The sequence below is a fragment of the Erwinia persicina NBRC 102418 genome (genome assembly GCF_001571305.1).
GTDB lineage: Bacteria > Pseudomonadota > Gammaproteobacteria > Enterobacterales > Enterobacteriaceae > Erwinia > Erwinia persicina.
Genome location: NZ_BCTN01000001.1, coordinates 330,328 through 355,417, shown reverse-complemented (window position 1 = coordinate 355,417; position 25,090 = coordinate 330,328). Strand labels below are relative to the sequence as shown.

Here is a 25,090-nt window from a genome sequence, read left to right as displayed (position 1 = left end):
CAAATATATATAAGATTATCAGCTTCTTTATATACCTTCAATGCGTCAATTGGATTCGTTTATGTTATTCGTAACTTCACTAGTGCTAAGTTTTATCTTAGCAGCGTCTTTATCTCGTTTCCAACGGAACAGCAGGGTCTATCTAACAGTAGTTTCGTTTTCTTATATTTATAGCATATTTTTTATGTGCCTTATCTTCTTGCTGTTGAAGTTTAATGGTGAGAATGGTTTAGTGTTTCCTGATGAAAGTTTTTATGTCAATGAGAATTCTTCTAAACTACCTTTTTCTATTTACGTGCGGGAGATAAAAGAATTATTTGGACTTGATTTCATCAGGGTCGTAAATATTTTTGTTTTTACAACTGCATTTGCAGCATTAACCTCAGAGATTATGCTGAAAATAGAAAGTAATAAAGCCCGATGGTTAGTCATGACTTTTGCATTCTTGGGGGTTATTGTCGGCGGTTATTGGTCTTATTTCATACTGAAAGAAGCATTCAGTATTGCCGCGCTATCATTTCTTTTAGTTGCGTCTTTAAGAAAGAGTTCTATGTATTTTTTGGGCTCGTTAGTATTCCTAGGTTTTGCTAGGCCTGAACTTTTTATTCTTTACGTAGGCATAGTGTTTAGCTTCTATCTAAAAAAGAAAAACAAAAGTTTATTTTATTTTTTGGTTATAATTTTTTTGCTCGGTTTTATTTATTACCTAAATAGTCCGTATGCTCATACGTTGAAGCTGTTTACTTTGTCTAAGAGGTTTGGTGAATTAAATGTCAGCTATGACGCAGAAACACTCTCCGTTAGTGATTACAATTTAATTCCATTTGTTCTGTCAGGAGCTTTCCATCAAGCATTGATTACGAATATAGTCAGTACATTTTATCCTTTTTTGGATATGAACCCTTTGGTTATTTTGCAAAGGATATTCAATATTCTAGCAATGGTGTTATTTTTAAAATGTATTAGAGGTCATTTGCTAAGGGATAGAGCCTTTACCTTTTTATTTGTAATATTAATTGGCCTCTTAACTACCCATTCTGTTTACAGATACATCAATACTTTGCTAATTCCTTTTTCAATATATATTATATATTTAAACGAACAAAAAATAAGAAAGGTTGGTAATGGAAAAGATTTCAATAATAATACCTGTTTATAACTCATCTCAATATTTGAAAGATGCCTTAGATTCTGTTGTCCAACAGGAATTATCAAATTATGAGATTATAATAATTGACGATGGTTCCACTGAAGAAGAACATAATAAATATCAACTTATAATCGATTCATTTAATGAAACGTTACTTTTCACAAAAAAAAATGGTGGTGCAGCATCTGCTCGTAACCTAGGCGCTCAAAAAGCCACTGGAAACATCTTGGCCTTTCTGGATTCTGATGATATATGGCTTCCAGGTAAACTAGCCAGTCAGCTTAAAATCATGAATGAAGAAAAAGCTGACTTAGTGCTTGGGAATATTCTGGTGGCGAACCATAATTTGAATGTTAAATATAAAGCAAAAAAAACTCTTCCTGCTGAATTTAAGAAATGTATGGAAGATTTTTTTTATGGCAAAATTCTAATGAATACACCCACAATTATTGTCAGAAAATCTTTCTTTGAAAGAATGAATGGCTTTTGTGAACTTCTCAAGTACCGGGAAGATCATTATTTTCTTATCAACAGTGCTGCTGAAGGAAAAATTGCTCTTGATGATAAATTCCTTACTATTCGGCGCGAACGAGAGAATAGCTTAAGCATGGTTTCAGATATTAACGCAGAAGTATCAAAGCACGCTAAATTCTGGGAGTTGATAAGTAACAAATATGGATTCCTGAACATAAGAAAAGCAAAAATTATATTATTTATAAGGCTGTATGTTTATTATATTAGAAATAATAGAACGCGTGACTTATCCGGAACCTTGAAATATATTAAGCTAGAAAGTACAGTGTTATATTTCATCCTTAAACCTGCACAATATTTCGGTTTGCCTGTGAAGATTTTGTTTAATCTTAGAGGAGCTTTAAGACGTGCTTTTAAATAATTCCATAAAACTCATAAGAAGAATTATTTCAGTGATTTATCTTTGTATTCTGAAAATATTCTTCGGGAAATCAATAAAGTTACCGCGGCTCTTTAGATCTTTTATTGCTTCCGGTTCGCTAATAAATATCATTCAAGGCGACCTTATATTTCATGGGAGATTTTATTCTCGTAGGTTCTTGACTATAAATATTAATGGTGGTCGTGTAGTTATTGGTGATGAAGTTTTTTTTAATCAAAATGTAAGTATCAATTGTCAAAAGCTTATCACAATTGGTGAAAATACTATCCTTGGTGAAAATGTAAAGATCTATGATCACAATCATAGATTCCGTAGTTCTGAACCAATACTCCAGCAGGGATTCAAATCGAAGCGGGTTAATATTGGTAGTAATGTATGGATTGGAACTAATACAGTAATACTTTCTGGTGTATCAATTGGAAACAACACTGTTGTTAGTGCAGGGTCAGTAGTCAAAAAAGACATTCCTGATAATTCACTCTTTGTTGATGGAAATTTCGAGATGATAGTAAGGGATAAATTGTGAGTACTGCGATAGTAACGATAGAGCGAAGATATAAATACTTCAATGGTGAGTTTTACGTTCAAGGAATTGAAGATGATGATTTCTTTAGTCGTTATCTTGATACGTTCGATTTTGTAAAAATCATTGCTAGAGTTGAAACTGTAACTTCTACTCCTGATAATTATAAAAAATTTAATAATAAGAAAATCAGTTTTTTGCCTATATTTACTACAGGTACAGGGATAAGGGAGTTCGCTACTATTTGGCGAATATTGTCAATGCTTGAATGTAGCGGGCACTATTTAATTATTAGGACTCCTGGAATATTAGCATATTTAGTGTCATTGATATGTATATTAAGGAATAAAAACTTTAGCCTTGAAGTTGTAACGAATCCAGAACAAGAAGCTCTCCATTCTACCAATATTAAATTAATAAACTACGTATTGTTCATCATATTTGGATTCATCTTTAGAATGCAGTTATATTTTTCAAATTTTGTTTCATTTGTCACTGAGCATGAGATTCAAGATCAGTATCTAAAAGAAAATAAAAAAGTGAGTGAAAAGTTTAACTCTTCGTACAGTAGCATAACTTTACCAAAACAACTTTATGCCACAATTGAATCAGTTGAAGAGCGTTCGAGAAGGTATGATCAAAGTGATGATGACATCGTTCTTCTTTTTATGGGTGTATTGGACAGGAATTTCAAAGGATTAGACGTTTTTATTAAAATACTCGAGAAGTTGCCAGTTAATTACAAAGGGATAATTGTAGGTGATGGTTTATTATTAAATAAGTATAAAGAATTAGCCAAGAAGCTAGGTGTTTATGAGCGTGTTTTTTTTACAGGGTACATAAACTCACCTCAGATGAAAAAAGAAATAATGCACCATTCGGATATATTTATCCTTTCATCACGTAGAGAAGGCTTACCAAGAGTGGTTATCGAAGCTATGTCAAATGGACTTCCATGCATTTGCACCAATGTTTCTGGTGTAAAGGAGTTAATATCTTCTTCTATGATATATCCTGTCGATGATTCAGCAAGTGCAGCAGTAATCATTCTTTCCTTGAGTAAAGATGAATACAAATTTCACTCCAATAACAATTATGTTAAAGCATTAGAGTTTGAGAAAAATGAACTTCAACTTAAGCGTAATTGCTTCTATTTTAAGGTAAAGAACAGTGAGAGTTCTTCATTTAAGTAAATATTATAAACCTTTCTCTGGTGGGCTCGAACAGGTTGTCGCTGATATTTGCGAGGGTTTGGTTGAGAAAGGTATTCCTACCAGTGTACTATGCGTAAATCATCTGAAGGAAAGTTTCAAAACCTATTCATATAATAATGTAAGTGTTTCGAGCTGTCCTTCTGATCTTCATCGACATTCCGCCGATTTTTCATTAAGTTATATAAATAAATGCAGGCACATGGTGAAGGATTTTGATATCATCCACGTCCATTTACCTAACCCTCTAGCTAACATAGCGTTGATGACATCTAAACTTAGTGGAAAAAAAATCATTGTCCACTGGCACAGTGATATTATCAAACAGAGAAAAATAAAGTTTTTTTATCAACCATTCCAAGACTGGTTATTACGTCGGGCAGATAAGATTATTGCTACATCATCAGTTTATGCTGAGAATTCTAAAGATATTATTGGGTTTCATCAAAAAGTCGTGGTTATTCCAATCGGTATAGCTCCTAATGGATTGATACCAAATATAAATGTAGTAGAGCACTTAAAGTCTAAGTATAAAAATAAAAAGATTATATTTTCTTTAGGTCGGTTAGTTTATTATAAAGGTTTCGAATATCTTATCGAAGCTGCTAAATTTCTCCCGGAAAACACAGTTGTTGTAATAGGTGGTACTGGGCCAGATAAATTAAAATTGGAAAAGCTGATTGAGGTCAATAATCTATCTGGAAAGGTAGAGTTGCTTGGTTTTGTTAAAAATGAAGATTTAGCATCATGGTATGAAGCTTGCGATGTTTTTTGTTTACCCTCAATCGAGAAATCTGAAGCTTATGGTGTTGTACAATTGGAGTCTTTTTCACTCAACACACCAGTTGTATCTTGTAGTATCCCTGGCTCTGGCGTTGGCTGGGTTAATAGAGATGGTATATCAGGTTTAGTAGTTGAACCTAAATCTGCTAGATCACTTGCACAAGCCTTGAATTCTATACTTTCTGAGAAAGTAGCTTTTGATAACGTTAGAGCTTATTTCGATGATAATTTTAATTCCAAAATTATGGTCGATAAGACATATGAATTGTATAGATCTCTCGTCTGACTTAATCAACGATTCGCATATCAAATAAGGCATTAAAATGCTACTTCCTGTGATTCTCGCTGGTGGTTCTGGTACTAGAATGTGGCCTTTATCTAGAATGAGCTACCCTAAACAATTTCTTTCTCTGTATTCTGATGATTCAATGATACAGGACACTTTTAATCGAATTAAAAATTTTCATTACGATGAGTCTCTTGTTATCTGCAATGATGAACACAGGTTTCTTGTGGCGGAACAGCTGAGAAGGATTAATAATAAAAAAGTTGATATCCTCTTAGAACCTGTCGGTAAAAATACAGCACCTGCAGTTGCTCTGGCCGCAATAAAAGAGGTATTGTCTGGTCGCGACCCTATTTTGTTAGTGCTCGCTGCGGATCATATAATAAAGGACGTTATCTCCTTTGAAAATGCTGTTCGAGATGCAACAATACTTGCTGAAACGGGTAAGCTAGTTACTTTCGGGATTACGGCTAATAAACCTGAAACTGGATATGGCTACATAAAAAAAGGGGCAAAGATTTCAGAGTCTGGCTACGCAGTAGAGAGTTTTCATGAAAAACCCACCGTGGATTTAGCTCGCGAGTTTCTGTCAGAAGGGAACTACTTATGGAATAGTGGTATGTTTCTCTTTAAAGCTTCATCTTATCTTAGCGAATTAGAAAAATATCGCCCTGATATTTTACTTTCCTGTAAAAAAGCTTATGCCGGTTCTTATAACGATCTAGACTTCATAAGAATTGATGCGAACTCATTCTCAAGTTGCCCTTCTGAATCCATTGATTTTGCTGTAATGGAAAATACTAAAGAAAGTATAGTAGTCCCGATGGATGCTGAATGGAATGACGTCGGTTCATGGTTATCACTTTGGGATATTTCAAAGAAAAATGAAGATGGAAATGTCATCCGTGGTGACGTTATACAAATAAACAGTTCGAATAACTATCTACACAGTGATTGTGGTTTGCTAGCTGCCGTAGGCATTAATGACTTAATTGTAGTCAAAACTAAAGATGCGACTTTAATCGCTAATAGTAAAGACGTCCAAGATGTTAAAAAAGTTGTAGATAAGCTTAAAGAGCTCGAACGTACTGAACATATTAATAATCACGTCATATTTAAACCTTGGGGTGAATTTGACATGATTGAAAACGGAAAAGATTATCAAGTTAGCAGGATTATCCTGCGGCCCGGGAAAAAAATAAATAACCAAATTCATTACCATAGGGCTGAACATTGGATAGTTATATCTGGTACTGCATTAGTTCACTGTGGTGAGAATACATTTGTGTTAGAGAGTAACAAATCCACGTTCATTCCGGCAGGCGTGAGCCACTCCCTTGAAAATCCTGGTAAAGTGCCATTGGAAGTTATTGAAATCAAGACAGGTAACTATCTTGAAGACGACGACATGGTTAGAATGCCTTAAGGTTTATTTATTCTGAATACATGGACATTCACATGATTAGCTCTGATATCTTGAACAATAGTGATATTATTTTCGGCACCAGTGGAGCAAGAGGACTCGCTACAGACTTCACAACTGAAGTTTGCCAAGCTTTTACACATTCATTTGTAGATGTTATGCTTAGAAAGTATCAGTTTTCTAAGTTTGCACTTGGCATAGACAATCGCCCAGAGAGTGAGATAATCGCCCGTCGTTGTGGTGCTGCTTTGAGTCAGTATGGAATTGAAGTAATCTATTGTGGTGTGTTACCAACGCCGGCGCTTGCCTTTTATTCAATTGAACTCGAAATACCATGTATAATGGTAACAGGCAGCCATATTCCCTTTGATAGAAATGGCCTTAAATTTTACACCCCTGAAGGAGAAATCAGCAAGGCTGATGAAGCTAATATTTTAAATAATAATAAAAATTTCATTCCACTACCACCATTACCATATCTTTTGAAAACGAATGCTGCCAGTGAACGATATATATCACGCTACACAGACTTTCTTCCATTTGGCATCTTAAAAGATAAGACTATTGGCATTTACGAACACTCTAGTGCAGGTAGGGATATCTACCCTGAGATATTTATTCGTCTTGGTGCTAATGTTTTCTCTCTAGAGCGTAGCGATAATTTTGTACCTATAGACACTGAAGCCGTTAGCCCAAGTGATATCCAAAAAGGTAAAAAATGGGCATCTCTTTACGATTTTGACGCAATTTTTTCTACTGATGGTGATGGCGACCGTCCTCTTGTAGCTGATGAAAATGGCGAATGGTTACGGGGGGATATGCTTGGCTTGCTGTGCGCAGAAGAATTGAATATCAATAAGCTAGCAATCCCTGTTAGTTGTACTACAGCAGTCGAATTAAGCGGTAAGTTTGAGAAAGTGTCGCGAACTAAAATCGGCTCCCCATTTGTAATTGAGGAGCTTTGCAGCTTACGTGACCAGAAATCTCGTATCGCGGGTTTTGAGGCCAATGGCGGTTTCCTTTTAGGTAGCGATGTGCATTACAAAGGAGGCTATTTACATTCTTTATATACTCGTGATGCTGTTCTTCCTGCTTTGATGCTTTTGGTGGCTAGCAGAGAAATTTCAATTTCCAAACTCCTCGCAAAACTTCCGTCGAGATATACATCTTCAGACAGGATTAAGGATTTTCCAACAGATATTAGCCTTGCAATTATCTCAATGGCTTTGGCAAATACGCAGGATTTCATTAATGAACTAGGTTTCCCTGAATTGCTAGTTACTAAGGTGGATGTTACTGATGGACTGAGAATTATCCTTAAGAATAATGATATTCTTCATTTACGTCCTTCTGGAAATGCGCCTGAATTGCGTTGTTACGCTGAATCTGATGATGCGAATGCTGCTGCTTTTTATGTTAGTCACACATTGGCATACTTTAAAAAGCTTTACCTAAAGTAGACTATTAGCCCTAAATTATAATGTTAACATCTGCTTAATTGTCTATAAACCATCATTTTTATAAGGTATTCATTAAGTGGTCTCTGTACTGTCTATCGCACCAATCACTACCATCCCCCCCTAAACCTGAGTTAACATGTTCAGAACATTGACCGCAGTCACAGAACTGCTGGTTTTCTCACCCAGACAGGAGTAGGTATGTCCAAGCAACAGATCGGCGTTGTAGGTATGGCTGTGATGGGCCGTAATCTGGCACTCAACATTGAGAGTCGTGGCTACACAGTTTCTATCTTTAACCGCTCGCGTGAAAAAACCGATGAAGTAGTGGCAGAGAACCCGGGCAAGAAACTGGTTCCGCATTACAGCATCGAAGAGTTTGTTGACTCTCTGGAAAAACCTCGTCGTATCCTTCTGATGGTGCAGGCCGGTGAAGCCACCGACAAGACCATCGCCTCGCTGACCCCACACCTCGACAAGGGTGATATCCTTATCGACGGGGGCAACACATTCTATAAAGACACCATTCGTCGTAATCGCGAACTGTCTGAGCAGGGCTTCAACTTTATCGGCACCGGTGTTTCCGGCGGCGAAGAGGGCGCCCTGAAAGGCCCGTCCATCATGCCTGGCGGTCAGAAAGAAGCTTACGAACTGGTGGCACCAATCTTAACCGAGATCGCGGCTGTCGCCGAAGGCGAAGCCTGTGTGGCCTATATGGGGCCGGACGGTGCGGGTCACTACGTCAAGATGGTGCACAACGGCATCGAATATGGCGATATGCAGCTGATTGCAGAGGCTTATGCCCTGCTGAAAGGCGCGCTGAACCTGAGCAACGATGATCTGGCGAAGACCTTCAGCGAGTGGAACGAAGGCGAGCTGAGCAGCTATCTGATCGACATCACCAAAGATATCTTCACCAAGAAAGATGAAGAGGGTAACTACCTGGTCGATGTGATCCTGGATGAAGCCGCTAACAAAGGTACCGGTAAGTGGACCAGCCAGAGCTCGCTGGATCTCGGCGAACCGCTGTCTCTGATCACTGAATCAGTGTTCGCACGCTACCTGTCCTCGCTGAAAACTCAGCGCGTGGCGGCCTCTAAGGTGTTGAGCGGCCCGATCGTGCAGACCGTGAGCGGTGATAAAACCGAATTCGTTGAGAAAGTGCGTCGCGCACTGTACCTGGGCAAGATTGTTTCTTACGCACAGGGCTTCTCCCAGCTGAAAGCGGCCTCTACCGAAAACAACTGGAACCTGCACTACGGTGAGATTGCTAAGATCTTCCGTGCGGGCTGCATCATCCGCGCCCAGTTCCTGCAGAAAATTACCGATGCCTATGCGGACAACGCTGACATTGCTAACCTGCTGCTGGCACCGTACTTCAAAAACATCGCGGATGAATACCAGCAGGCCCTGCGTGACGTGGTGGCTTATGCTGTGCAGAACGGTATCCCGACGCCGACCTTCTCTGCGGCTATCGCTTACTACGACAGCTACCGTTCCGCAGTACTGCCAGCAAACCTGATCCAGGCCCAGCGTGACTACTTCGGTGCGCATACCTACAAGCGTACTGATAAAGACGGCGTGTTCCACACCGAGTGGCTGGACTAAGCTGTTCTTCAACCTCCCGCATGGCGGGAGGTTTCCTACCTCCTTTTAAGAATCTATCCATAGCGTTTTATTCTCAACTCAACTACATTTATTCAGTTAACGCCTCAGGTTAATCTTATTTTCTTTTGCGCAGAGTTTACTGACTATATGAATCCCGATAATAAAAATGTTGAGCTGTCCTCCCATCACCAGAAACGTTCCAATACAGCCGATGAAATCGATTTACTGGAAGTCATTACTCAGCTATGGAATGGCAAAAAAACAATCATTATCGGCGTGATTGTTGCTATGCTGTTCGCTGGAGTATATCTTTTTTTCGCGAAAGAAAAATGGACCTCAACTGCCATTGTTGCTACCCCCACTTCAGGGATGATTGCTAACTACAACGCCTCTCTGAGCGTGCTGTATAAACAAACTCCGGCAGACAAACCACCTCTTCCCGATCTGCAAAACCAGTTCTTTGGCCGCTTTGCAGCCTCGATGACTGCGCTCTCATCAGCGTTGCGTAATCTTGCAGAACCCCAGATGCTTAAAGTTGATCAGGTGGTTAAAGGCAGCAACGATCAGCTTAGCGTTGCTTACACGGCAAATACATCGAAGGATGCGCAGGCGCAGCTGACCAAGTATATCGAACATATCAACGATAAAATCGTCGACGGCTACACCGCCGATCTCAGGCGCACGCTGGGGGTAAAAACCAACGAGCTTTCCAGCGCGCTGGATACGCAGAAGCAAGTGGCGATTGATAAAAAGCAGCAGCGTATTGATGCCATCAAACAGGCGCTGACTATTGCAGAAGCCTCCGGGGTGAAGACTTCGCAGCTGAATCAGGCGGAGTACCTGTCGGATGATACGCTCTTTCTGCTGGGTACCAGCGCACTGCAGTCGATGATTCAGAATGAGGCGACTAAACCGTTGCTTTACGATCAATCCTATTATGATACCCAGAGCGCCTTGCTGGCGGTGACGCATATGAAGATTGACCTGTCACATCTGCAGTCGTACCGCTACATCTCTACCGCCGACTTGCCCATTCGCCGCGATAGCCCGAAAAAGATGTTAGTGATGCTGCTGGCGATTATTCTTGGCGGGGTAGTGGGTTCAGGGATAGTGATTGGACGCAATGTCAGCGCCAGCTACCGCTTGCGGAAAAACAGTTAACTTAAAAGCATCTAACAAAAGGCCGGAGTCTCCGGCCTTTTTTATGTATAACGATAAAGGCCGGTTAACCGGCCTTTGCTGTTTCTGCTGCCGTTACTTATGACGCTGACGCAGATTCTCAATGACCGCAGACAGGTTCAGATCCTGGTCCTGAAGCAGTACCAGCAGATGATAAACCAGATCGGAGGCTTCATTGGTCAGTTCATGGCGGTCGTTGACTGTCGCGGCCAGTGCCACTTCCACGCCTTCTTCACCCACTTTCTGTGCGATGCGCTTGGTGCCGCTGGCATACAGGCTGGCAGTATAGGAACTTTTCGGATCGGCATGCTTGCGCTCTGCCAGCAGCTGTTCCAGCTGGTACAGGAACGTCCAGTCACTGGCGGCCGGGGAAAAGCAGCTGGAGGTTCCCAGGTGGCAGGTAGGCCCGACCGGGTTGACCAGCAGCAGCAGAGTGTCGTTATCGCAGTCCTGGGTGATGCTGACCACGTTCAGGAAGTGCTCAGAGGTTTCACCTTTGGTCCACAGGCGCTGTTTAGTGCGCGACCAGAAGGTGACTTTGCCGGTTTCCAGCGTTTTGGCCAGCGCTTCCTGATTCATGTAACCATGCATCAGCACTTCGCCAGAGACAGCGTGCTGGACGATAGCAGGCATCATGCCGTCAGTTTTCACCCAGTCGAGCCGGGACAGTTGTTCTTCAGTTAACACGCGCGAATCTCCACACCTTTTTCAATCAGGAACGCCTTCAGCTCCCCGATATTAATAATCTGTTTATGGAACACGGAAGCGGCCAGTGCGCCATCAACATTGGCATCACGGAAGGCTTCATAGAAATGTTCCGGGGTACCGGCACCGCCGGAGGCAATCAGTGGGACGTTGCAGACGGCACGCACCTTCTGCAGCTGGACCAGGTCATAACCGTTGCGCACGCCGTCCTGGTTCATCATGTTCAGCACGATTTCACCTGCACCGCGCTTCTGCACTTCCTGCACCCAGTCGAGGGTTTCCCATGTGGTAACTTTCGTTCGGCTTTCGTCACCGGTGTACTGATTGACGTGATACTTGCCGCTTTCGCTGTCGTACCAGGTATCAATGCCGACCACGATGCACTGCACGCCGAAGCGGTCAGCCAGGCGAGTGATCAGTTCAGGATCGGCCAGTGCCGGGGAGTTAATCGAAATTTTATCTGCGCCGAAAGAGAGCAGCAGGGCGGCATCTTCCACCGACTTAATCCCGCCCGCCACGCAGAAGGGAATATCAATCACCTCTGCCACGCGCGAGATCCAGCTCTTATCGACGACGCGTCCGTCGCTGGAGGCCGTAATATCATAAAAGACCAGTTCGTCCGCGCCTTCCTGCGCATAGCGCTGTGCCAGCGGCACGATATCACCGATGATCTCGTGGTTGCGGAACTGCACGCCTTTCACCACCTGGCCATCACGTACGTCCAGGCAGGGGATTATCCGTTTTGCCAGCATGAAATTGCCTCCGATACGGTAAATTTATCTTCCAGCAGGGCGCGACCGACGATCACACCCTGTGCGCCACAGCCGCGCAGGGCGGCAATGTCCTCCAGTGAGCCGATGCCACCAGAAGACTGGAAAGCAATGGTCGGGTAGCGCGTGGAAACTTCGCGATACAGCTCAACGTTAGACCCGCTCAGCGTGCCGTCACGAGAAATATCGGTACAGAGCACGTGTTTCAGCCCGAAGGGTAAGAACTGGTCAATGACATCTTCCAGTGTAATACCACTGGCTTCCTGCCAGCCGCTGATGGCCACGTCTTTACGGCCGCCGTTAATGCGTACGTCAAGGGCCAGCACAATGGCTTCTGCGCCATACTGCCGGAACCAGGCCTGCACGTCCTCCGGCTGTTTCACCGCCGTGGAGCCGACCACTACGCGCGTAGCGCCGGCATTCAGCAGGGCCTCTACATCCTCTTTCGTGCGGATGCCGCCCCCTACCTGCACCGGTACGCTGACGCCCGCCAGCAGTTTGGTCAGCAGCGGGATCTGACGCGCTGCCGGATTTTTCGCCCCGGTCAGGTCCACCAGGTGCAGCAGCTGCGCACCCTGTGCTTCATAATCCTGTAAGCGCGGCAGCGGGTCGCTGCCGTAGTCACGCTGCTGGCCGTAATCGCCCTGATGCAGACGTACCACGTTGCCATCAATTAAATCTAATGCCGGGATAATCATGCCGGTTACATCTCCAGGAAGTTTTTCAGCAGCTGCGCGCCGGCGGCACCGGAACGTTCCGGGTGGAACTGCACGCCAAAGAAGTTATCTTTCTGCACCGCGGCGGTAAAGGCTTCGCCGTAATGGCATTGGGCAATGGTGTACGCATTCACTGGCATGGCGTAGCCGTGGACAAAGTAGAAATACGCACCGTCATCAATGCCGCGAAACAGGTGATTACCCGCCTGGGCGGTGATCTGGTTCCAGCCCATATGCGGCAGCGGCAGACCATGGTCGGTCATCCGCTGCACCGGATGCTCAATAATATTCAGCGTGGTAATACCGCCGCTCTCGTCGCTGCCGCTTCCCAGTAGCTGCATGCCCAGGCAGATGCCCAGCACCGGTTGGGTACAGGCTTTGATCAGGTCAATCAGGTCGCGTTCGCGCAACTGATCCATTGCGGCCTGGGCCGTGCCCACGCCGGGCAGGAACAGCTTATCCGCGTTGAGTACCACATCGGCTTCTTTGCTGACGACGGGCTCATAGCCCAGTCTCTGCACCGCCCATTTAACGGAGGAGAGGTTGGCACAGCCGGTATCCAGGATCACCACATCCATCACAGCACTCCTTTTGAGCTGGGCAAGGTATTACCCTCTACGCGGATCGCCTGACGCAGTGTGCGGCCAAAGGCTTTAAACAGGCTTTCGACACGGTGATGATCGTTTTTGCCCTTAGTCCGCAGGTGCAGGGTACTGGCCATGGTGTAAGAGAGTGAGCGGAAGAAGTGTTCGACCATCTCGGTACTCAGGTCACCGACACGCTGATAGCTGAACTCGGCTTTATATTCGAGGTGCGGGCGGCCGGAGATATCCAGTGCACAGCGTGCCAGACATTCGTCCATCGGCAGGACAAAGCCGAAGCGGCCAATGCCGCGTTTGTCGCCCAGCGCCTTCAGCAGCGCCTCACCCAGCGCAAGGCCGGTGTCTTCGACCGTGTGGTGATCGTCGATATACAGATCGCCTTTCACATCGATGTTCATGCGGAAACCGCCGTGAGTGCAGATCTGGTCAAGCATGTGATCAAAGAAGCCCACGCCGGTATTAATTTTGCTGTCACCTTCACGATCCAGCCACACTTCGACTTTAATCTGTGTCTCTTTGGTGTTGCGCTGTACCAGTGCATAGCGGTCGCGCTTTGTCAGCTGCTGTTCAATAGCGTTCCAGTTAAGATCTTTGCCGTACAGCAGGCCGGTAATGCCCATGTTCTGCGCCAGCTGCACGTCGGTGGCACGGTCGCCAATCACATAGCTGTTGGCGGTATCGATCGCGCCTTCTGCCAGCCAGGCGTCGACCATTTTGGTTTTTGGCTTGCGGCAGTCGCAGTTATCTTCCGGCAGGTGAGGGCAGATCAGCACATCGCTAAAATTGACCCCCTGCGAGCGGAGGATCTGCATCATCAGATTGTGCGGACCGTCGAAGTCACTTTGCGGGAAACTGCGGGTGCCCAGACCATCCTGATTAGTGATCATCACCAGCTGGTAGCCTGCTTTCTGCAGGGACAGCAGGGCCGGGATCACGTCCGGCTCAAAGGCCAGTTTGTCCATACGGTCGACCTGATAATCTTCCGGTGGCTCAGAAATAAGGGTGCCATCGCGATCGATAAAAAGGACTTTCTGACTCATGCTTGCTCCTGAGAAACGGGGGGGCCGGGTAATAATTTTAGTGCAGCAACGGCGCGTTCGCACTCTGCGGGTGTACCGATTGAGATGCGCAGGCATCCGGCCAGACCTGGCTGCTTATTCTGGTCGCGCAGGATAATACCCTGGTTCCAGAGCGTCTTAAACACGCCAGCTGAGTCAGCGAAACGCGCCAGGATATAGTTGGTGTCGCTCTCAAACACCTGTTCAACACAAGGTAAGGTGCGCAGGTCGGCAATCATCCGCTCACGGGTGGCAATCAGCTCGCTGACATGCTGGCGCATCAGGGTAATCCCCTCGTCACTCAGCGCCTGACCCGCAATATCTGCGACCGGTGTAGAGAGCGGATAAGGAGCAATCACCTTCATCAGCAGCGCAATCACGTCCGCATTCGCCAGGGTGAAGCCACAGCGCAGGCCCGCCAGGGCAAAGGCCTTGGACAGCGTACGCAGGATCACAAGGTGTGGGTAATCCTTCAGCCAGCCGGCGAGAGACGCCTGCGGACAGAACTCAATGTAGGCCTCGTCGGCCACGACCAGGGCCTGACCTCGCGTCATTTCCAGCAACTGACGGAGATCGTCCGGGTTAATCAGGTTACCGGTCGGATTGTTCGGGCTGCAGACATACACCAGCTTTACGCCATCCAGCTGCCCGGCAATGGCCGGCAGGTTGAGCTGCCAGCCTTCACCGGCTTCCACCGTGCGGTATTCAATGCCAATGGTTTCGGCGCTGACGCTGTACATACCGTAAGTCGGCGGGCAGAACAGCACGGCATCGCGGCCGGGCTCACAGAAGGCGCGCATCAACAGTTCGATGCCTTCATCGGCCCCACGGCTGACCAGCACCTGCTGTGGCGTCAGGCCGGCGTAGGCGGCATACCGTTCGATCACCCGCTTTGGCTGACATTCCGGATAACGGTTCAGCGTCTGCTGACTGAGTTCAAACGGCACCGCCAGCGGATATTCGTTGGCATTCAGCCAGACGTCACCGTTACCCCCCAGGCGGCGTGCCGACTGATAGGGCGTCAGTGCGCGCACGTTAGCACGCGCCAGGTCTTCTATGCTGTTGCTCATGATGGCTCCCTGTTCAGTGCGGCCACCCGCAGGGTGACGGCGTTTTTGTGGGCGGTCAGCTGTTCGGCCGCCGCCAGGATCTCAATGGTCGCAGCCAGACCCATAAAGCCCTCGCGGGTCAGCTCCTGTACGGTCATCCGCTTCTGGAAATCCGCCAGCCCCAGGCTGGAGCAGGTCGCGGTATAACCGTAGGTCGGCAGCACGTGGTTGGTGCCTGATGCGTAATCCCCGGCAGATTCCGGTGACCAGTCACCGAGAAACACGGAGCCGGCGCTGGTGATGCTGTCCACCAGGTCGCGCGCCTGGCGCGTCTGGATAATCAGGTGCTCCGGCCCGTAGCGGTTGCTGATCTCGACGCACTGCTGCAGATCACGCGTGACGATCAGGCGGCTGCTCTGCAGCGCTTTCGCCGCCGTCGCGGCACGTGGCAGTTCAGCCAGCTGACGCTCAACGGCGTCTGCCACCCTTTCGGCCATCTTCTGTGACGGCGTCAGCAGGATCACCTGTGAGTCAGGGCCATGTTCTGCCTGCGATAGCAGGTCGGAGGCAACAAAGTCCGGCGTGGCACCGTCATCGGCAATCACCAGAACTTCAGAAGGCCCGGCCGGCATATCGATGGCGGCGCCATCCATACGCTGGCTCACCTGGCGTTTTGCTTCGGTGACCCAGGCATTGCCCGGGCCGAAGATTTTATCCACTTTCGGCACGGATTCGGTACCGAAGGCGAGAGCGGCAATAGCCTGGGCACCGCCCACCTGGAAGACTTCCGTCACGCCGCACAGCTGCGCCGCGTACAGAATTTCATCGGCTACCGGCGGCGGAGAGCAGAGCACCACGCGACCGCAGCCGGCGATACGCGCCGGGGTAGCCAGCATTAATACCGTGGAGAACAGTGGCGCTGATCCCCCCGGAATATAAAGGCCAACGGAGGCAACCGGGCGGGTCACCTGTTGACAGCGCACCCCGGGCTGCGTTTCGACATCCACTGCGGGCAGCTGCTGCGCAAGATGAAAGGTCGTGATGTTGGCGACCGCAACGGCCATCGCCTGTTTGATCTCGTCACCCAGTCGTGCACAGGCATCGGCGATCTGCTGTTCGCTGACGCGCAGCACATCGACCCGGGTTTTGTCGAAGGTCGCACTGTATTCACGCAGTGCGTCATCACCTTCCGTTGATACTCTGTCCAGGATGCCACGGACGGTAGCACTGATGCTGTCAGAGGCTTCCAGCGCCGGACGGCGCAGCAGCGCCTGCTGCTGTTCCGTACTGCAATCCTGCCAGGAAATCGGGGTCATCAGGGTCGCCATCGGGTTACTCCATCATCTTCTCAATCGGCAGTACCAGAATGGAACTGGCACCGAGCGCTTTCAGTTTTTCCATGGTTTCCCAGAACAGCGTTTCACTGCTCACCATGTGCATAGCCACGCGGCTTTTGTCACCGGCCAGGGGCAATACGGTCGGGCGCTCGGCACCGGGCAGCAGGGCGATGATATCGTCCAGACGCTCGCTGGGAGCGTGCAGCATGATGTATTTGGACTCACGCGCCTGGATCACGCCCTGGATGCGGGTCATCAGCTTATCAATCAGCTCCTGCTTGGCCGCCGGCATTTCACCGTCGCGCTGAATAAGGCAGGCTTTTGAACGGTAGATCACTTCCACTTCACGCAGGCCGTTGGCTTCCAGCGTGGCACCGGTGGACACCAGGTCACAGATCGCATCGGCCAGACCGGCACGCGGCGCGACTTCCACCGAACCGTTCAGCAGGCAGGATTTGAAGTTGACGCCCTGCTTATCCAGGTACTTTTTCAGCAGGTGAGGGTATGAGGTGGCGATGCGGGTATTTTGTAAGCACTGTGGGCCGGTATACTCATCGTCTACGTTCATTGCCAGCGACAGGCGGCAGCCGCCAAAATCAAGGCGGCGCAGCGTAAAGTAACGCGGATCGTCACCCTGGGCGCGGCGGGTCAGCAGCTCTTCTTCCAGCACGTTTTCCCCGATAATGCCCAGGTCAACCACACCGTCCATCACCAGACCCGGAATATCGTCATCACGCACCCGCAGAATATCGATGGGCATGTTTTCTGCGAAGGCAATCAGGCGCTGCTGCTGCAGGTTAATTTTGATACCGCAGCGGGCGAGCAATTCGCGTGATTCATCGCTTAAACGGCCAGATTTCTGCATAGCTATGCGTAAACGGGTGTTATCTAACATGGGTTATTATCCTTTTCCTGTCTGATGTTGTATCCGCGTTCTGCTTATCTCAGGGCATAAAAAAAGCCCCCGGAAGGCGATCTTCCGGGGGCTGAGTTTGCGTTCTGCACCACTGGAAGATCCTGATCGTCTTCCAGCACACATCGCCTGAAAGACTAGTCAGGGTGATGGTGATGATGGTGATTGAACTGAACGCGTTTCATAAAATTCTCTTGGATGAATGGATATTCATTTCGTGACAATTAACCTAACGAGATTAGGCGCGTGGCGCAACCCTTTTTTATGAATGTTGAAAAATTCTCTTATCATCTGTGGGTTGTCACCCGGGAAGGGCTGGCGTAGCCTGAGGGAATTACCGTCTGTATAAACAGGAGCTGAGGGATGAAACGAGTCGCAATAGTGGGGCTGGGATGGCTGGGAATGCCGCTGGCCATGTCGCTGACGGCCGCAGGCTGGCAGGTGACGGGGACGAAAACCACCCTTGACGGGGTGAATGCCGCCCGTAACAGCGGTATTGACAGCTACCAGCTGGAGTTGACGCCGGAGCTACACTGCGAGGCCGATGACCTTGACGCGCTTCTTGACGTGGATGCGCTGGTGATCACCCTGCCTGCCAGCCGGACCGCCGCCGGGGGTGAAAATTATCTGCTGGCGGTGCAGCAGCTGGTGGACAGCGCGCTGGCCTATAGCGTGCCACGCATTATTTTCACCAGTTCGACCTCGGTCTACGGCGATGGCCAGGGGCTGACGAAAGAGAGTCATGCGCTGGAGCCGGTCAGCGTGGCTGGGCAGACGCTGAGGACGCTGGAAAGCTGGCTGCATCAGCTGCCGAATACCTCTGTTGATATCCTCCGGCTGTCGGGACTGGTGGGGCCAGGGCGTCATCCCGGTCGTTTCCTGGCAGGGAAGACCGATCTGAACAATGGTTCGCAGGGGGTTAACCTCGTGCATCTGGACGATGTGATAGAGGCGATAACCCTGCTGCTGCAAACGCCCAAAGGCGGTCATATTTATAACCTCAGTGCACCCGCCCATCCGGCGCGTAAAGCATTTTATCCGCAGGTTGCCCGTCAGCTGGGCCTCGAGCCGCCTACCTTTGTTGACGACAGCGACAGCAACACCGGCAAGCTGATTGATGGCAGTAAAATCTGTCGCGAGCTGGGGTTTGAATATCAGTATCCTGACCCGAACCGAATGCCGCTGTCGTAATGAATGACGGCTGACCCAAACAGCAGGTCAGCCGGTACAACGGGGGAGGCCAGCCGCGCCATTGTCCGACCTTTTTTACGATCCCCCTTACACCCCCAACCTGTCTCTTAACGCATACCACGCCGCGCCGATAGCCGTTAACGGCACCCGCAGGCGGCGTCCCCCCGGGAAAGGCAGATGGGGAAGTTTTGCAAAGGCATCAAAGCGTTCCGCATCACCTCGCAGTGCTTCAGCAATCAGTTTGCCTGACAGGTGAGTGCTGGTGACTCCATGCCCGCTGTCCCCCTGCATATAATAGACGCCATTTTCCAGCCGCCCGAACTGCGGCATGCGCGACAGGGTCAGCAGAAAGTTGCCGCTCCAGGCATAGTCAAACTTTATTCCGGCCAGCTGCGGGAAGGTTTTCAGCAGCTTGGGGCGGATCAGGGCATCGATATCCCCCGGGTCGCGCGCGCCGTAGATCACGCCACCGCCGTACAGCAGTCGGTTATCGGCGGTCAGGCGAAAATAATCCAGCAGATAGTTGCAGTCTTCTACGCAGCGGTGATTGGGCAGCAGCGCCAGGGCCTGGTCAGCTGACAGCGGCTCGGTGGCGACAATCTGCGAGCCACAGGGCAGGCTTTTTTTCGCCAGGCGCGGCTCAAGATGCGGGGCAAGATAGGCATTGCCGGCAAAGATCACAAAGCGTGCGCTGACGCTTCCGCGTTCAGTACGGAGGCGGTGGGGAGAACCATAGTGCACTGCCGTGACTGCGGAGTGTTCATAAATACGCCCGCCGTGACGCCGCACCGCCTCCGCTTCACCCAGCGCCAGATTCAGCGGATGAATATGCCCGCCGCGCTTGTCCAGTAGCCCGCCGACGTAGCGTTCTGATCCCACTTCCCGGCGAATACCGCTCTGGTCAAGCAGCTCAACGTCATGATTACCATAGCGCTGCCACAGCTGATGCTGGGTCGTGAGATGCTGCATCTGACGGTTATTCAGCGCGGCAAATATCCCCCCGGGGCGATAGTCACAGTCAATGGCATAGCGATCGATACGATCGCGGATAATCGCCGCCCCCTCGAACATCATGCTACCCAGCAGGCGCGCTGTTTCTTTACCGTAGCGCTGCTCAATCACATCAACATCGCGGCTGTAAGAATTGACTACCTGACCGCCGTTGCGTCCGCTGGCACCGAAGCCTACGCGCGCGGCCTCCAGCAGGACCACATCGTAACCCGCTTCGGTCAGGAACAACGCGGATGACAGCCCGGTAAATCCGCCGCCAATGATGCAGACATCACACTGAATATCCTCTTCCAGCTGCGGCCAGGGAGCGTGTGCGTTGGCGGTGGCGGCATAGTAGCTGTGAATATGTTCCATGCGCTCTCCTTGATTCCGTAAATAAGTCAGAGTGTGGCCGGAGTATGTGCGCTGATAATTCGGCACGGCCGGGTGGACGAATTGGTAAAACTGTGGGGTTGACCGGTGTCGATGACATAGCTCTGACCGGTATGCAGCCTGTAGTTCTGGCCGCTGAGGGTCAGAACGATCTCGCCTTCCAGCACGGTACCGGTCTCTTCACCCTGATGGCGGATCCGCTCACCGGTGGTCGCCCCCGGCTCATACGTTTCCAGCAGCATCGCCAGCGTGCGCTGTGGATCCCCGTTATGGATCAGGCGCAGTGAGACGCCCTGACTGCCAATCTCAACCAGCTCGTGGGCATCAATGACCACTTTTGGCGCTGCATCGATGACCTTTTCGGCAAAAAACGCCGACAGCGACAGGCCATAGACCTTCAGGAGTTTTTGCAGGGTACTGACGGCCGGACTGACTTTGTCCTGTTCGATGGTGCTGATGGCGCTGTGCGTCAGCCCGGACAGCTCGGCCACGCGCCGCTGCGACAGCCCCATCTGCTGGCGAATTTCTGCCAGTCGCCGTCCGGGGGCGAGAGAGGTTTCGCTCATTGTCGTGCATCCGCTCTGGCCTGCTGACAGGCCGCAATAAAGCCCGCAAACAGCGGGCGGGAGAGGGGCGATGAGTCGCTATGCCATTCCGGATGCCACTGGACGGCGAGGGCAAACGGGTGCTGACGATGGCTGACCGCTTCAATCAGGCCGTCTGCGGCGCGGGCCTCAACGCGCAGGCAGTCACCCAACGTGCGGATACCCTGCTGATGTAATGAGTTGACCCGGAATGTCTCTCCGTCACCGGCCAGCGAAGCCAGCAGGCCACCGGGCGCAAGCCAGACTTCATGGGCCGGGGCATACTGCTGGTCAAGAGGGAGCGCTTCATCCTCGCGGTGTTCCTGCAGGCCCGGCACCTCGTGCAGCTGACGGTGCAGCGTGCCGCCGGTGGCCACCACCAGTTCCTGCAACCCCCGGCAGATCGCCAGCAGCGGCATGCGATGTTCAAGCGCGTAGCGGATCAGGGCAAAGGCGAGGCGGTCGCGCCCGGGGTCAGCCAGCGACTCCACACCACTTTCACCGTAGTGCCGGGGTTCAATGTTGCTGGGACTGCCGGTCAGCAGGATGCCATCCAGAACGGTCATCGCGTTTTCTAATAGATCAGGAGACGACATCAGCCCGTGGGGAAGGGCCAGCGGAACGCCGCCGTGCATCAGGATCGCGTCGAGATATTTGTTATGCACCATCTGCGTGGGATGGCCGCCTTTGTCAATCTGGCACATCACCACGCCAATCAATGGCTTGTCAAAAATAATGCCCATTACTCCCCCTGTCTGGCTGGTCAATATATCAACCACGCGGGCCCCGAAAGGCCGGAAACTGTGCAATATATTTTCAATCTAGCAATCACCTGCTTAATATTCAAACGCAATAAGGCCAGAAATAAAGCGCCCTGTAACATTTGCACACTTTTTCTGTTAGCGCTATGTTAAGAGAGTGGCTGTTATTTTGAGCAGTTTTCAACAACCTGAAAGGGTGACGTGATGACCAATATTGTCGAAGTAGAAGACTTCACGCGGCACAGTGAAGAGAAACGAACCAGCGCGTTCCGGAATGAGGTGAAGGCCTATCTGGAACGCTATCCTGACACGCAGTATGCCGATATTCTCCTCAACGATTTAAACGGCGTTTTTCGTGGAAAACGCATCCCCATCGCCAGCCTGAGCAAGCTTGATAAGGGCTGCTACTTCCCCGCCTCGGTTTACGCCATGGACATTCTGGGCAATACCGTAGAAGAAGCCGGACTCGGTCAGGCTATGGGGGAGCCCGACAATATTTGTATGCCGGTTGAAGGCTCGCTCACCCCCTCTGCCGCCGACCCGCAGCATCTTGCACAGGTCCTGCTGACCATGTGCAATCAAGATGGCACTCCCTTTGACGTTGAACCCCGAAATGTCCTCAATCACCTCTGGCAGCGCCTGCGCAACCGGGGACTGTTTCCGGTGGTAGCGGTAGAGCTGGAGTTCTATCTGGTCGATAAGCAGCGCGATGCGGAAGGGGATATTCAGCCGCCGTGTGCGCCGGGCAGCGACGAACGTAATATGCAGAATCAGGTTTACTCGGTCGATAATCTTGATCATTTCTCTGCGGTGCTCAGTGATATTGACGCGCTGGCACATTTACAGGGGATCCCCGCCGAGGGGGCGCTGGCGGAGGCCTCGCCCGGGCAGTTTGAAATCAACCTGCACCACACGCGCAATGTGCTTAATGCCTGCGACCATGCCGTACAGCTGAAAAGGCTGGTGCGTCAGGTGGCCGAGCAGCACGGCATGAACGCCACCTTTATGGCGAAACCTTATGAAGCCTATGCGGGTAGCGGAATGCATGTGCATATCAGCATGCTGGACGCGGCAGATCATAATGCCTTTGCCGGGGATGACGGCAGTGATTCACCGCTTCTCAGGCGCGCGCTGGCCGGGATGATCGATTTGATGCCCGCCTCCATGGCGCTGCTGGCCCCCAATGTAAATGCTTATCGCCGTTTTCTGCCGGATGCGTTTGTACCGCTGCAGGCCTCATGGGGCCACAATAACCGCACCGTGGCGCTACGCATCCCCTGCGGGGATCGTGACAACCACCGCGTCGAGTATCGGGTGGCCGGAGCGGATGCCAATCCTTATCTGGTGATGGCGGCGATACTGGCCGGCATTCTGCACGGTCTGGATAATCAGCTGCCGTTGCCCCCTGCGGTAAAAGGCAACGGGCATGAAGCGGAGGGGAACCCGCTGCCCATTCGTCAGAGCGATGCGCTGGTAGCCTTTGAGCAAAGCCATGCGATGCAGGCGCTGCTGGGCACGCGTTTTGGTTTTGTCTGGCATCAATGCAAACACCATGAACTGATGCAGTTTGAACGGCTGATTACGGCGACAGAAATTGACTGGATGCTGAAAAATGCCTGAGGTTTCCCCCCTGCAGGCGTGCCTGTCACGCCTGGCTTACTGTTGAGATAACAATTAATTGTAAGTGAAGCTCTCGGGGGGTTGTCTTCGTGCCTTAATCTGGTGCAAAATACGCGCCCTGCAAAACGATACCTGTAAACCGACGCTGATTTACCCGGCGGCGGTATTTTTTTATTCGTCGCTTAAGCAGGAACTTTTTTCGCCTTTAAAGAGGCCGGTCCAGAACCGGATAGATATTCGCTTTTAAATACACTTTGACGTGTCTTATTGAGGAAACAACCATGGGGCTTCACCTTCTTACTCCAGCGTTTGCTGGGATCCGCCAGCGCGATGACTACGGCGCCACAGCAGGTAATACCTTCACGCCTGCCTGTTATTCCCAGAATCCTCTTTTGAAAAGCTATCGCACCCTGCGTAGCTCCCCTGTGGTTCAACCCAGAACGGTTGATGCTATGGGGAGATTGAATCATGTCGCTTGATCACCTGAATCCCGCCGCCCAGCCGCGTGCAAAACTGAAAAAAACGCTGACGTTACTGCCTGTTGTCATGATGGGTCTGGCTTATATGCAGCCAATGACCTTGTTTGATACGTTTGGCATCGTTTCTGGCCTGACGGATGGCCACGTCGCGACCGCATACGCATTCGCGCTGATTGCTATTCTTTTTACCGCACTGAGCTACGGCCAGTTGGTACGTCGTTTCCCTTCTGCGGGTTCGGCTTATACCTATGCGCAGAAAGCGATCAGCCCGCACGTCGGCTTTATGGTCGGCTGGTCTTCGCTGCTTGATTATCTGTTTATGCCGATGATCAATATTTTACTGGCGAAAATTTACTGGGAAGCGCTGGTTCCCGGGGTTCCCTCGTGGATCTTTGTGGTGCTGCTGGTGGGCTTTATGACCCTCTCGAACCTCAAAGGCATTAAAACCGTTGCCAACTTCAACAGCGTGATTGTGGTGCTGCAGGTGGTGGTGATGGTCGCGATCATGGCGATGGTGGTCTGGGGTGTGGCGCACGGTGAAGGCGCAGGCACGCTGGTCAGCAGCAGGCCATTCTGGTCGGAAAACGCCAACGTGGTGCCGATGATCACCGGGGCGACCATACTCTGCTTCTCGTTCCTCGGTTTTGATGGCATCAGCTCGCTGTCCGAAGAGACGAAAGACGCAGAGCGCGTGATCCCAAAAGCGATCTTCCTGACCGCGCTGATCGGGGGCGTCATCTTTATCGTGGTGTCCTACTTCCTGCAGCTGTACTTCCCGGATATCTCGCGCTTTAAGGATCCGGACGCGTCACAGCCGGAAATCATGCTTTACGTGGCGGGCAAGGCCTTCCAGTTCGGCATTCTGATCTTCTCCTGTGTCACGGTGCTGGCTTCCGGTATGGCTGCGCATGCGGGCGTTTCGCGTCTGATGTATGTGATGGGGCGTGACGGGGTCTTCCCGGTCAGCTTCTTCGGCTACGTTCATCCGAAATGGCGTACGCCAGCGCTGAACGTGCTGTTGGTCGGCGTGATCGCGCTGTCCTCCATCACCTTCGATCTGGTGACCGCAACGGCGCTGATTAACTTTGGTGCGCTGGTGGCCTTCACCTTCGTTAACCTGTCGGTGATTTCACAGTTCTGGATCCGTGAGAAGCGCAACAAGACCTTCAAAGACAACATCAAGTTCCTGGTGCTGCCGCTGATGGGGGCGCTGACCGTCGGGGCACTGTGGGTTAACCTGGAAGAGAGCTCAATGATTCTTGGCCTGGTGTGGGGGGCGATTGGCCTGCTGTATCTGGCATTTGTTACCCGCAGCTTCCGTAACCCGGTGCCGCAGTGCAGTGAAGATCTGATGTAATCCTGCGGGGTCATCAATCTGTTTTAAGG

At 50.0% G+C, this 25,090-nt stretch carries 24 protein-coding genes and 1 other annotated feature; of the genes, 12 read left to right on the top strand and 12 right to left on the bottom strand.

Features of this window, described 5'->3' with window-relative positions; genetic code table 11:
- The first annotated feature begins 61 nt into the window (after nucleotides 1–61).
- The 9 genes from EPE01S_RS01580 (at nucleotide 62) to wzzB (ending at nucleotide 10,518) form a co-directional block, all read left to right on the top strand.
- Nucleotides 62–1,159 carry a hypothetical protein gene (locus EPE01S_RS01580; protein ID WP_072277377.1) on the top strand — a complete coding sequence of 366 codons (1,098 nt, stop codon included), beginning with the start codon at nucleotides 62–64 and terminating at the stop codon, nucleotides 1,157–1,159.
- Nucleotides 1,125–2,045, top strand: a complete 921-nt coding sequence (locus tag EPE01S_RS01575; protein ID WP_062742809.1) for a glycosyltransferase family 2 protein — start codon at nucleotides 1,125–1,127, stop codon at nucleotides 2,043–2,045. The genes EPE01S_RS01580 and EPE01S_RS01575 overlap by 35 nt, the downstream gene beginning before the upstream one ends.
- Complete coding sequence (locus tag EPE01S_RS22705) at nucleotides 2,032–2,592, top strand: acyltransferase (protein ID WP_255210126.1); 561 nt, start codon at nucleotides 2,032–2,034, stop codon at nucleotides 2,590–2,592. The genes EPE01S_RS01575 and EPE01S_RS22705 overlap by 14 nt, the downstream gene beginning before the upstream one ends.
- Complete coding sequence (locus tag EPE01S_RS01565) at nucleotides 2,589–3,782, top strand: glycosyltransferase (protein WP_062742807.1); 1,194 nt, start codon at nucleotides 2,589–2,591, stop codon at nucleotides 3,780–3,782. The genes EPE01S_RS22705 and EPE01S_RS01565 overlap by 4 nt, the downstream gene beginning before the upstream one ends.
- Nucleotides 3,760–4,869 (top strand): glycosyltransferase, encoded by a 1,110-nt coding sequence (locus EPE01S_RS01560; protein WP_062742806.1) that lies wholly within the window; start codon nucleotides 3,760–3,762, stop codon nucleotides 4,867–4,869. The genes EPE01S_RS01565 and EPE01S_RS01560 overlap by 23 nt, the downstream gene beginning before the upstream one ends.
- A 37-nt stretch (nucleotides 4,870–4,906) precedes the next feature.
- On the top strand, nucleotides 4,907–6,295 hold the full coding sequence (locus EPE01S_RS01555; RefSeq protein WP_062742805.1) for a mannose-1-phosphate guanylyltransferase/mannose-6-phosphate isomerase: 1,389 nt from the start codon (nucleotides 4,907–4,909) through the stop codon (nucleotides 6,293–6,295).
- Between the two features lie 32 nt (nucleotides 6,296–6,327).
- Entirely contained in the window at nucleotides 6,328–7,752 is a 1,425-nt protein-coding gene (locus tag EPE01S_RS01550; RefSeq protein ID WP_062742804.1) for a phosphomannomutase, read from the top strand.
- A gap of 198 nt (nucleotides 7,753–7,950) precedes the next feature.
- Complete coding sequence (gene gnd, locus EPE01S_RS01545; RefSeq protein WP_062742803.1) at nucleotides 7,951–9,357, top strand: NADP-dependent phosphogluconate dehydrogenase; 1,407 nt, start codon at nucleotides 7,951–7,953, stop codon at nucleotides 9,355–9,357.
- Nucleotides 9,358–9,504: 147 nt separating this feature from the next.
- Complete coding sequence (gene wzzB / locus EPE01S_RS01540; protein WP_062742802.1) at nucleotides 9,505–10,518, top strand: LPS O-antigen chain length determinant protein WzzB; 1,014 nt, start codon at nucleotides 9,505–9,507, stop codon at nucleotides 10,516–10,518.
- A gap of 93 nt (nucleotides 10,519–10,611) precedes the next feature.
- Here the strand turns inward: wzzB and hisIE are convergent, their stop codons facing one another.
- The 9 genes from hisIE to hisL form a co-directional block, all read right to left on the bottom strand.
- Nucleotides 10,612–11,223, bottom strand: a complete 612-nt coding sequence (gene hisIE, locus EPE01S_RS01535) for a bifunctional phosphoribosyl-AMP cyclohydrolase/phosphoribosyl-ATP diphosphatase HisIE (RefSeq protein ID WP_062742801.1) — start codon at nucleotides 11,221–11,223, stop codon at nucleotides 10,612–10,614.
- Nucleotides 11,217–11,993: an imidazole glycerol phosphate synthase subunit HisF gene (hisF, locus tag EPE01S_RS01530; protein WP_062742800.1), complete on the bottom strand. Its 777-nt coding sequence runs from the start codon at nucleotides 11,991–11,993 to the stop codon at nucleotides 11,217–11,219. Before hisF ends, hisIE begins: the two co-directional genes overlap by 7 nt.
- A complete protein-coding gene (hisA, locus tag EPE01S_RS01525; RefSeq protein WP_062742799.1) occupies nucleotides 11,975–12,709 on the bottom strand; it encodes a 1-(5-phosphoribosyl)-5-[(5-phosphoribosylamino)methylideneamino]imidazole-4-carboxamide isomerase in 735 nt (244 codons plus the stop codon). Before hisA ends, hisF begins: the two co-directional genes overlap by 19 nt.
- Nucleotides 12,710–12,714: 5 nt before the next feature.
- On the bottom strand, nucleotides 12,715–13,305 hold the full coding sequence (gene hisH / locus EPE01S_RS01520; protein WP_062742798.1) for an imidazole glycerol phosphate synthase subunit HisH: 591 nt from the start codon (nucleotides 13,303–13,305) through the stop codon (nucleotides 12,715–12,717).
- On the bottom strand, nucleotides 13,305–14,369 hold the full coding sequence (gene hisB / locus EPE01S_RS01515) for a bifunctional histidinol-phosphatase/imidazoleglycerol-phosphate dehydratase HisB (protein ID WP_062742797.1): 1,065 nt from the start codon (nucleotides 14,367–14,369) through the stop codon (nucleotides 13,305–13,307). Before hisB ends, hisH begins: the two co-directional genes overlap by 1 nt.
- Complete coding sequence (gene hisC / locus EPE01S_RS01510; RefSeq protein ID WP_062742796.1) at nucleotides 14,366–15,457, bottom strand: histidinol-phosphate transaminase; 1,092 nt, start codon at nucleotides 15,455–15,457, stop codon at nucleotides 14,366–14,368. The genes hisB and hisC overlap by 4 nt, the downstream gene beginning before the upstream one ends.
- Nucleotides 15,454–16,764: a histidinol dehydrogenase gene (gene hisD / locus EPE01S_RS01505; protein WP_062742795.1), complete on the bottom strand. Its 1,311-nt coding sequence runs from the start codon at nucleotides 16,762–16,764 to the stop codon at nucleotides 15,454–15,456. Before hisD ends, hisC begins: the two co-directional genes overlap by 4 nt.
- A gap of 4 nt (nucleotides 16,765–16,768) precedes the next feature.
- Nucleotides 16,769–17,668 (bottom strand): ATP phosphoribosyltransferase, encoded by a 900-nt coding sequence (gene hisG, locus EPE01S_RS01500; protein ID WP_062742794.1) that lies wholly within the window; start codon nucleotides 17,666–17,668, stop codon nucleotides 16,769–16,771.
- Nucleotides 17,669–17,725: 57 nt separating this feature from the next.
- Nucleotides 17,726–17,848, bottom strand: a sequence feature (His leader region).
- Complete coding sequence (gene hisL / locus EPE01S_RS23320) at nucleotides 17,824–17,871, bottom strand: his operon leader peptide (RefSeq protein ID WP_118665699.1); 48 nt, start codon at nucleotides 17,869–17,871, stop codon at nucleotides 17,824–17,826. It overlaps the preceding feature by 25 nt.
- 178 nt (nucleotides 17,872–18,049) lie before the next feature.
- Here hisL and EPE01S_RS01495 point away from each other — a divergent pair, with 178 nt between their 5' ends.
- Nucleotides 18,050–18,877, top strand: coding sequence for an SDR family oxidoreductase (locus tag EPE01S_RS01495; protein WP_062742793.1), 828 nt, complete (start codon nucleotides 18,050–18,052; stop codon nucleotides 18,875–18,877).
- Between the two features lie 87 nt (nucleotides 18,878–18,964).
- Here EPE01S_RS01495 and EPE01S_RS01490 read toward each other — a convergent pair whose 3' ends face one another.
- From EPE01S_RS01490 to puuD, 3 genes are read right to left on the bottom strand one after another with little or no spacing between them, the layout of a single operon-like run.
- Complete coding sequence (locus tag EPE01S_RS01490) at nucleotides 18,965–20,242, bottom strand: NAD(P)/FAD-dependent oxidoreductase (protein ID WP_062742792.1); 1,278 nt, start codon at nucleotides 20,240–20,242, stop codon at nucleotides 18,965–18,967.
- 26 nt (nucleotides 20,243–20,268) lie between these two features.
- A complete protein-coding gene (gene puuR / locus EPE01S_RS01485) occupies nucleotides 20,269–20,826 on the bottom strand; it encodes an HTH-type transcriptional regulator PuuR (protein ID WP_062742791.1) in 558 nt (185 codons plus the stop codon).
- Complete coding sequence (puuD, locus tag EPE01S_RS01480; protein WP_062742790.1) at nucleotides 20,823–21,587, bottom strand: gamma-glutamyl-gamma-aminobutyrate hydrolase; 765 nt, start codon at nucleotides 21,585–21,587, stop codon at nucleotides 20,823–20,825. The genes puuR and puuD overlap by 4 nt, the downstream gene beginning before the upstream one ends.
- A gap of 219 nt (nucleotides 21,588–21,806) precedes the next feature.
- On the opposite strand from puuD, the gene EPE01S_RS01475 reads away from it, so the two are divergent.
- Together EPE01S_RS01475 and EPE01S_RS01470 are read left to right on the top strand one after the other, a co-directional pair.
- Nucleotides 21,807–23,225, top strand: a complete 1,419-nt coding sequence (locus EPE01S_RS01475) for a glutamine synthetase family protein (RefSeq protein ID WP_174522403.1) — start codon at nucleotides 21,807–21,809, stop codon at nucleotides 23,223–23,225.
- A gap of 468 nt (nucleotides 23,226–23,693) precedes the next feature.
- On the top strand, nucleotides 23,694–25,061 hold the full coding sequence (locus EPE01S_RS01470) for an APC family permease (RefSeq protein WP_062742788.1): 1,368 nt from the start codon (nucleotides 23,694–23,696) through the stop codon (nucleotides 25,059–25,061).
- The last annotated feature ends 29 nt before the right edge of the window (nucleotides 25,062–25,090 follow it).

Excerpts from the sequence above, each read along its gene's own strand:
- EPE01S_RS01580 (WP_072277377.1), top strand. The coding sequence starts at position 62 with ATGTTATTCGTAACTTCACTAGTGCTAAGTTTTATCTTAGCAGCGTCT.
- EPE01S_RS01575 (WP_062742809.1), top strand. The coding sequence starts at position 1,125 with ATGGAAAAGATTTCAATAATAATACCTGTTTATAACTCATCTCAATAT.
- EPE01S_RS01555 (WP_062742805.1), top strand. The coding sequence starts at position 4,907 with ATGCTACTTCCTGTGATTCTCGCTGGTGGTTCTGGTACTAGAATGTGG.
- EPE01S_RS01550 (WP_062742804.1), top strand. The coding sequence starts at position 6,328 with ATGATTAGCTCTGATATCTTGAACAATAGTGATATTATTTTCGGCACC.
- gnd (WP_062742803.1), top strand. The coding sequence starts at position 7,951 with ATGTCCAAGCAACAGATCGGCGTTGTAGGTATGGCTGTGATGGGCCGT.
- wzzB (WP_062742802.1), top strand. The coding sequence starts at position 9,505 with ATGAATCCCGATAATAAAAATGTTGAGCTGTCCTCCCATCACCAGAAA.
- hisF (WP_062742800.1), bottom strand. The coding sequence starts at position 11,993 with ATGCTGGCAAAACGGATAATCCCCTGCCTGGACGTACGTGATGGCCAG.
- hisA (WP_062742799.1), bottom strand. The coding sequence starts at position 12,709 with ATGATTATCCCGGCATTAGATTTAATTGATGGCAACGTGGTACGTCTG.
- hisH (WP_062742798.1), bottom strand. The coding sequence starts at position 13,305 with ATGGATGTGGTGATCCTGGATACCGGCTGTGCCAACCTCTCCTCCGTT.
- hisB (WP_062742797.1), bottom strand. The coding sequence starts at position 14,369 with ATGAGTCAGAAAGTCCTTTTTATCGATCGCGATGGCACCCTTATTTCT.
- hisC (WP_062742796.1), bottom strand. The coding sequence starts at position 15,457 with ATGAGCAACAGCATAGAAGACCTGGCGCGTGCTAACGTGCGCGCACTG.
- hisD (WP_062742795.1), bottom strand. The coding sequence starts at position 16,764 with ATGGCGACCCTGATGACCCCGATTTCCTGGCAGGATTGCAGTACGGAA.
- hisG (WP_062742794.1), bottom strand. The coding sequence starts at position 17,668 with ATGTTAGATAACACCCGTTTACGCATAGCTATGCAGAAATCTGGCCGT.
- EPE01S_RS01495 (WP_062742793.1), top strand. The coding sequence starts at position 18,050 with ATGAAACGAGTCGCAATAGTGGGGCTGGGATGGCTGGGAATGCCGCTG.
- EPE01S_RS01490 (WP_062742792.1), bottom strand. The coding sequence starts at position 20,242 with ATGGAACATATTCACAGCTACTATGCCGCCACCGCCAACGCACACGCT.
- puuR (WP_062742791.1), bottom strand. The coding sequence starts at position 20,826 with ATGAGCGAAACCTCTCTCGCCCCCGGACGGCGACTGGCAGAAATTCGC.
- puuD (WP_062742790.1), bottom strand. The coding sequence starts at position 21,587 with ATGGGCATTATTTTTGACAAGCCATTGATTGGCGTGGTGATGTGCCAG.
- EPE01S_RS01470 (WP_062742788.1), top strand. The coding sequence starts at position 23,694 with ATGTCGCTTGATCACCTGAATCCCGCCGCCCAGCCGCGTGCAAAACTG.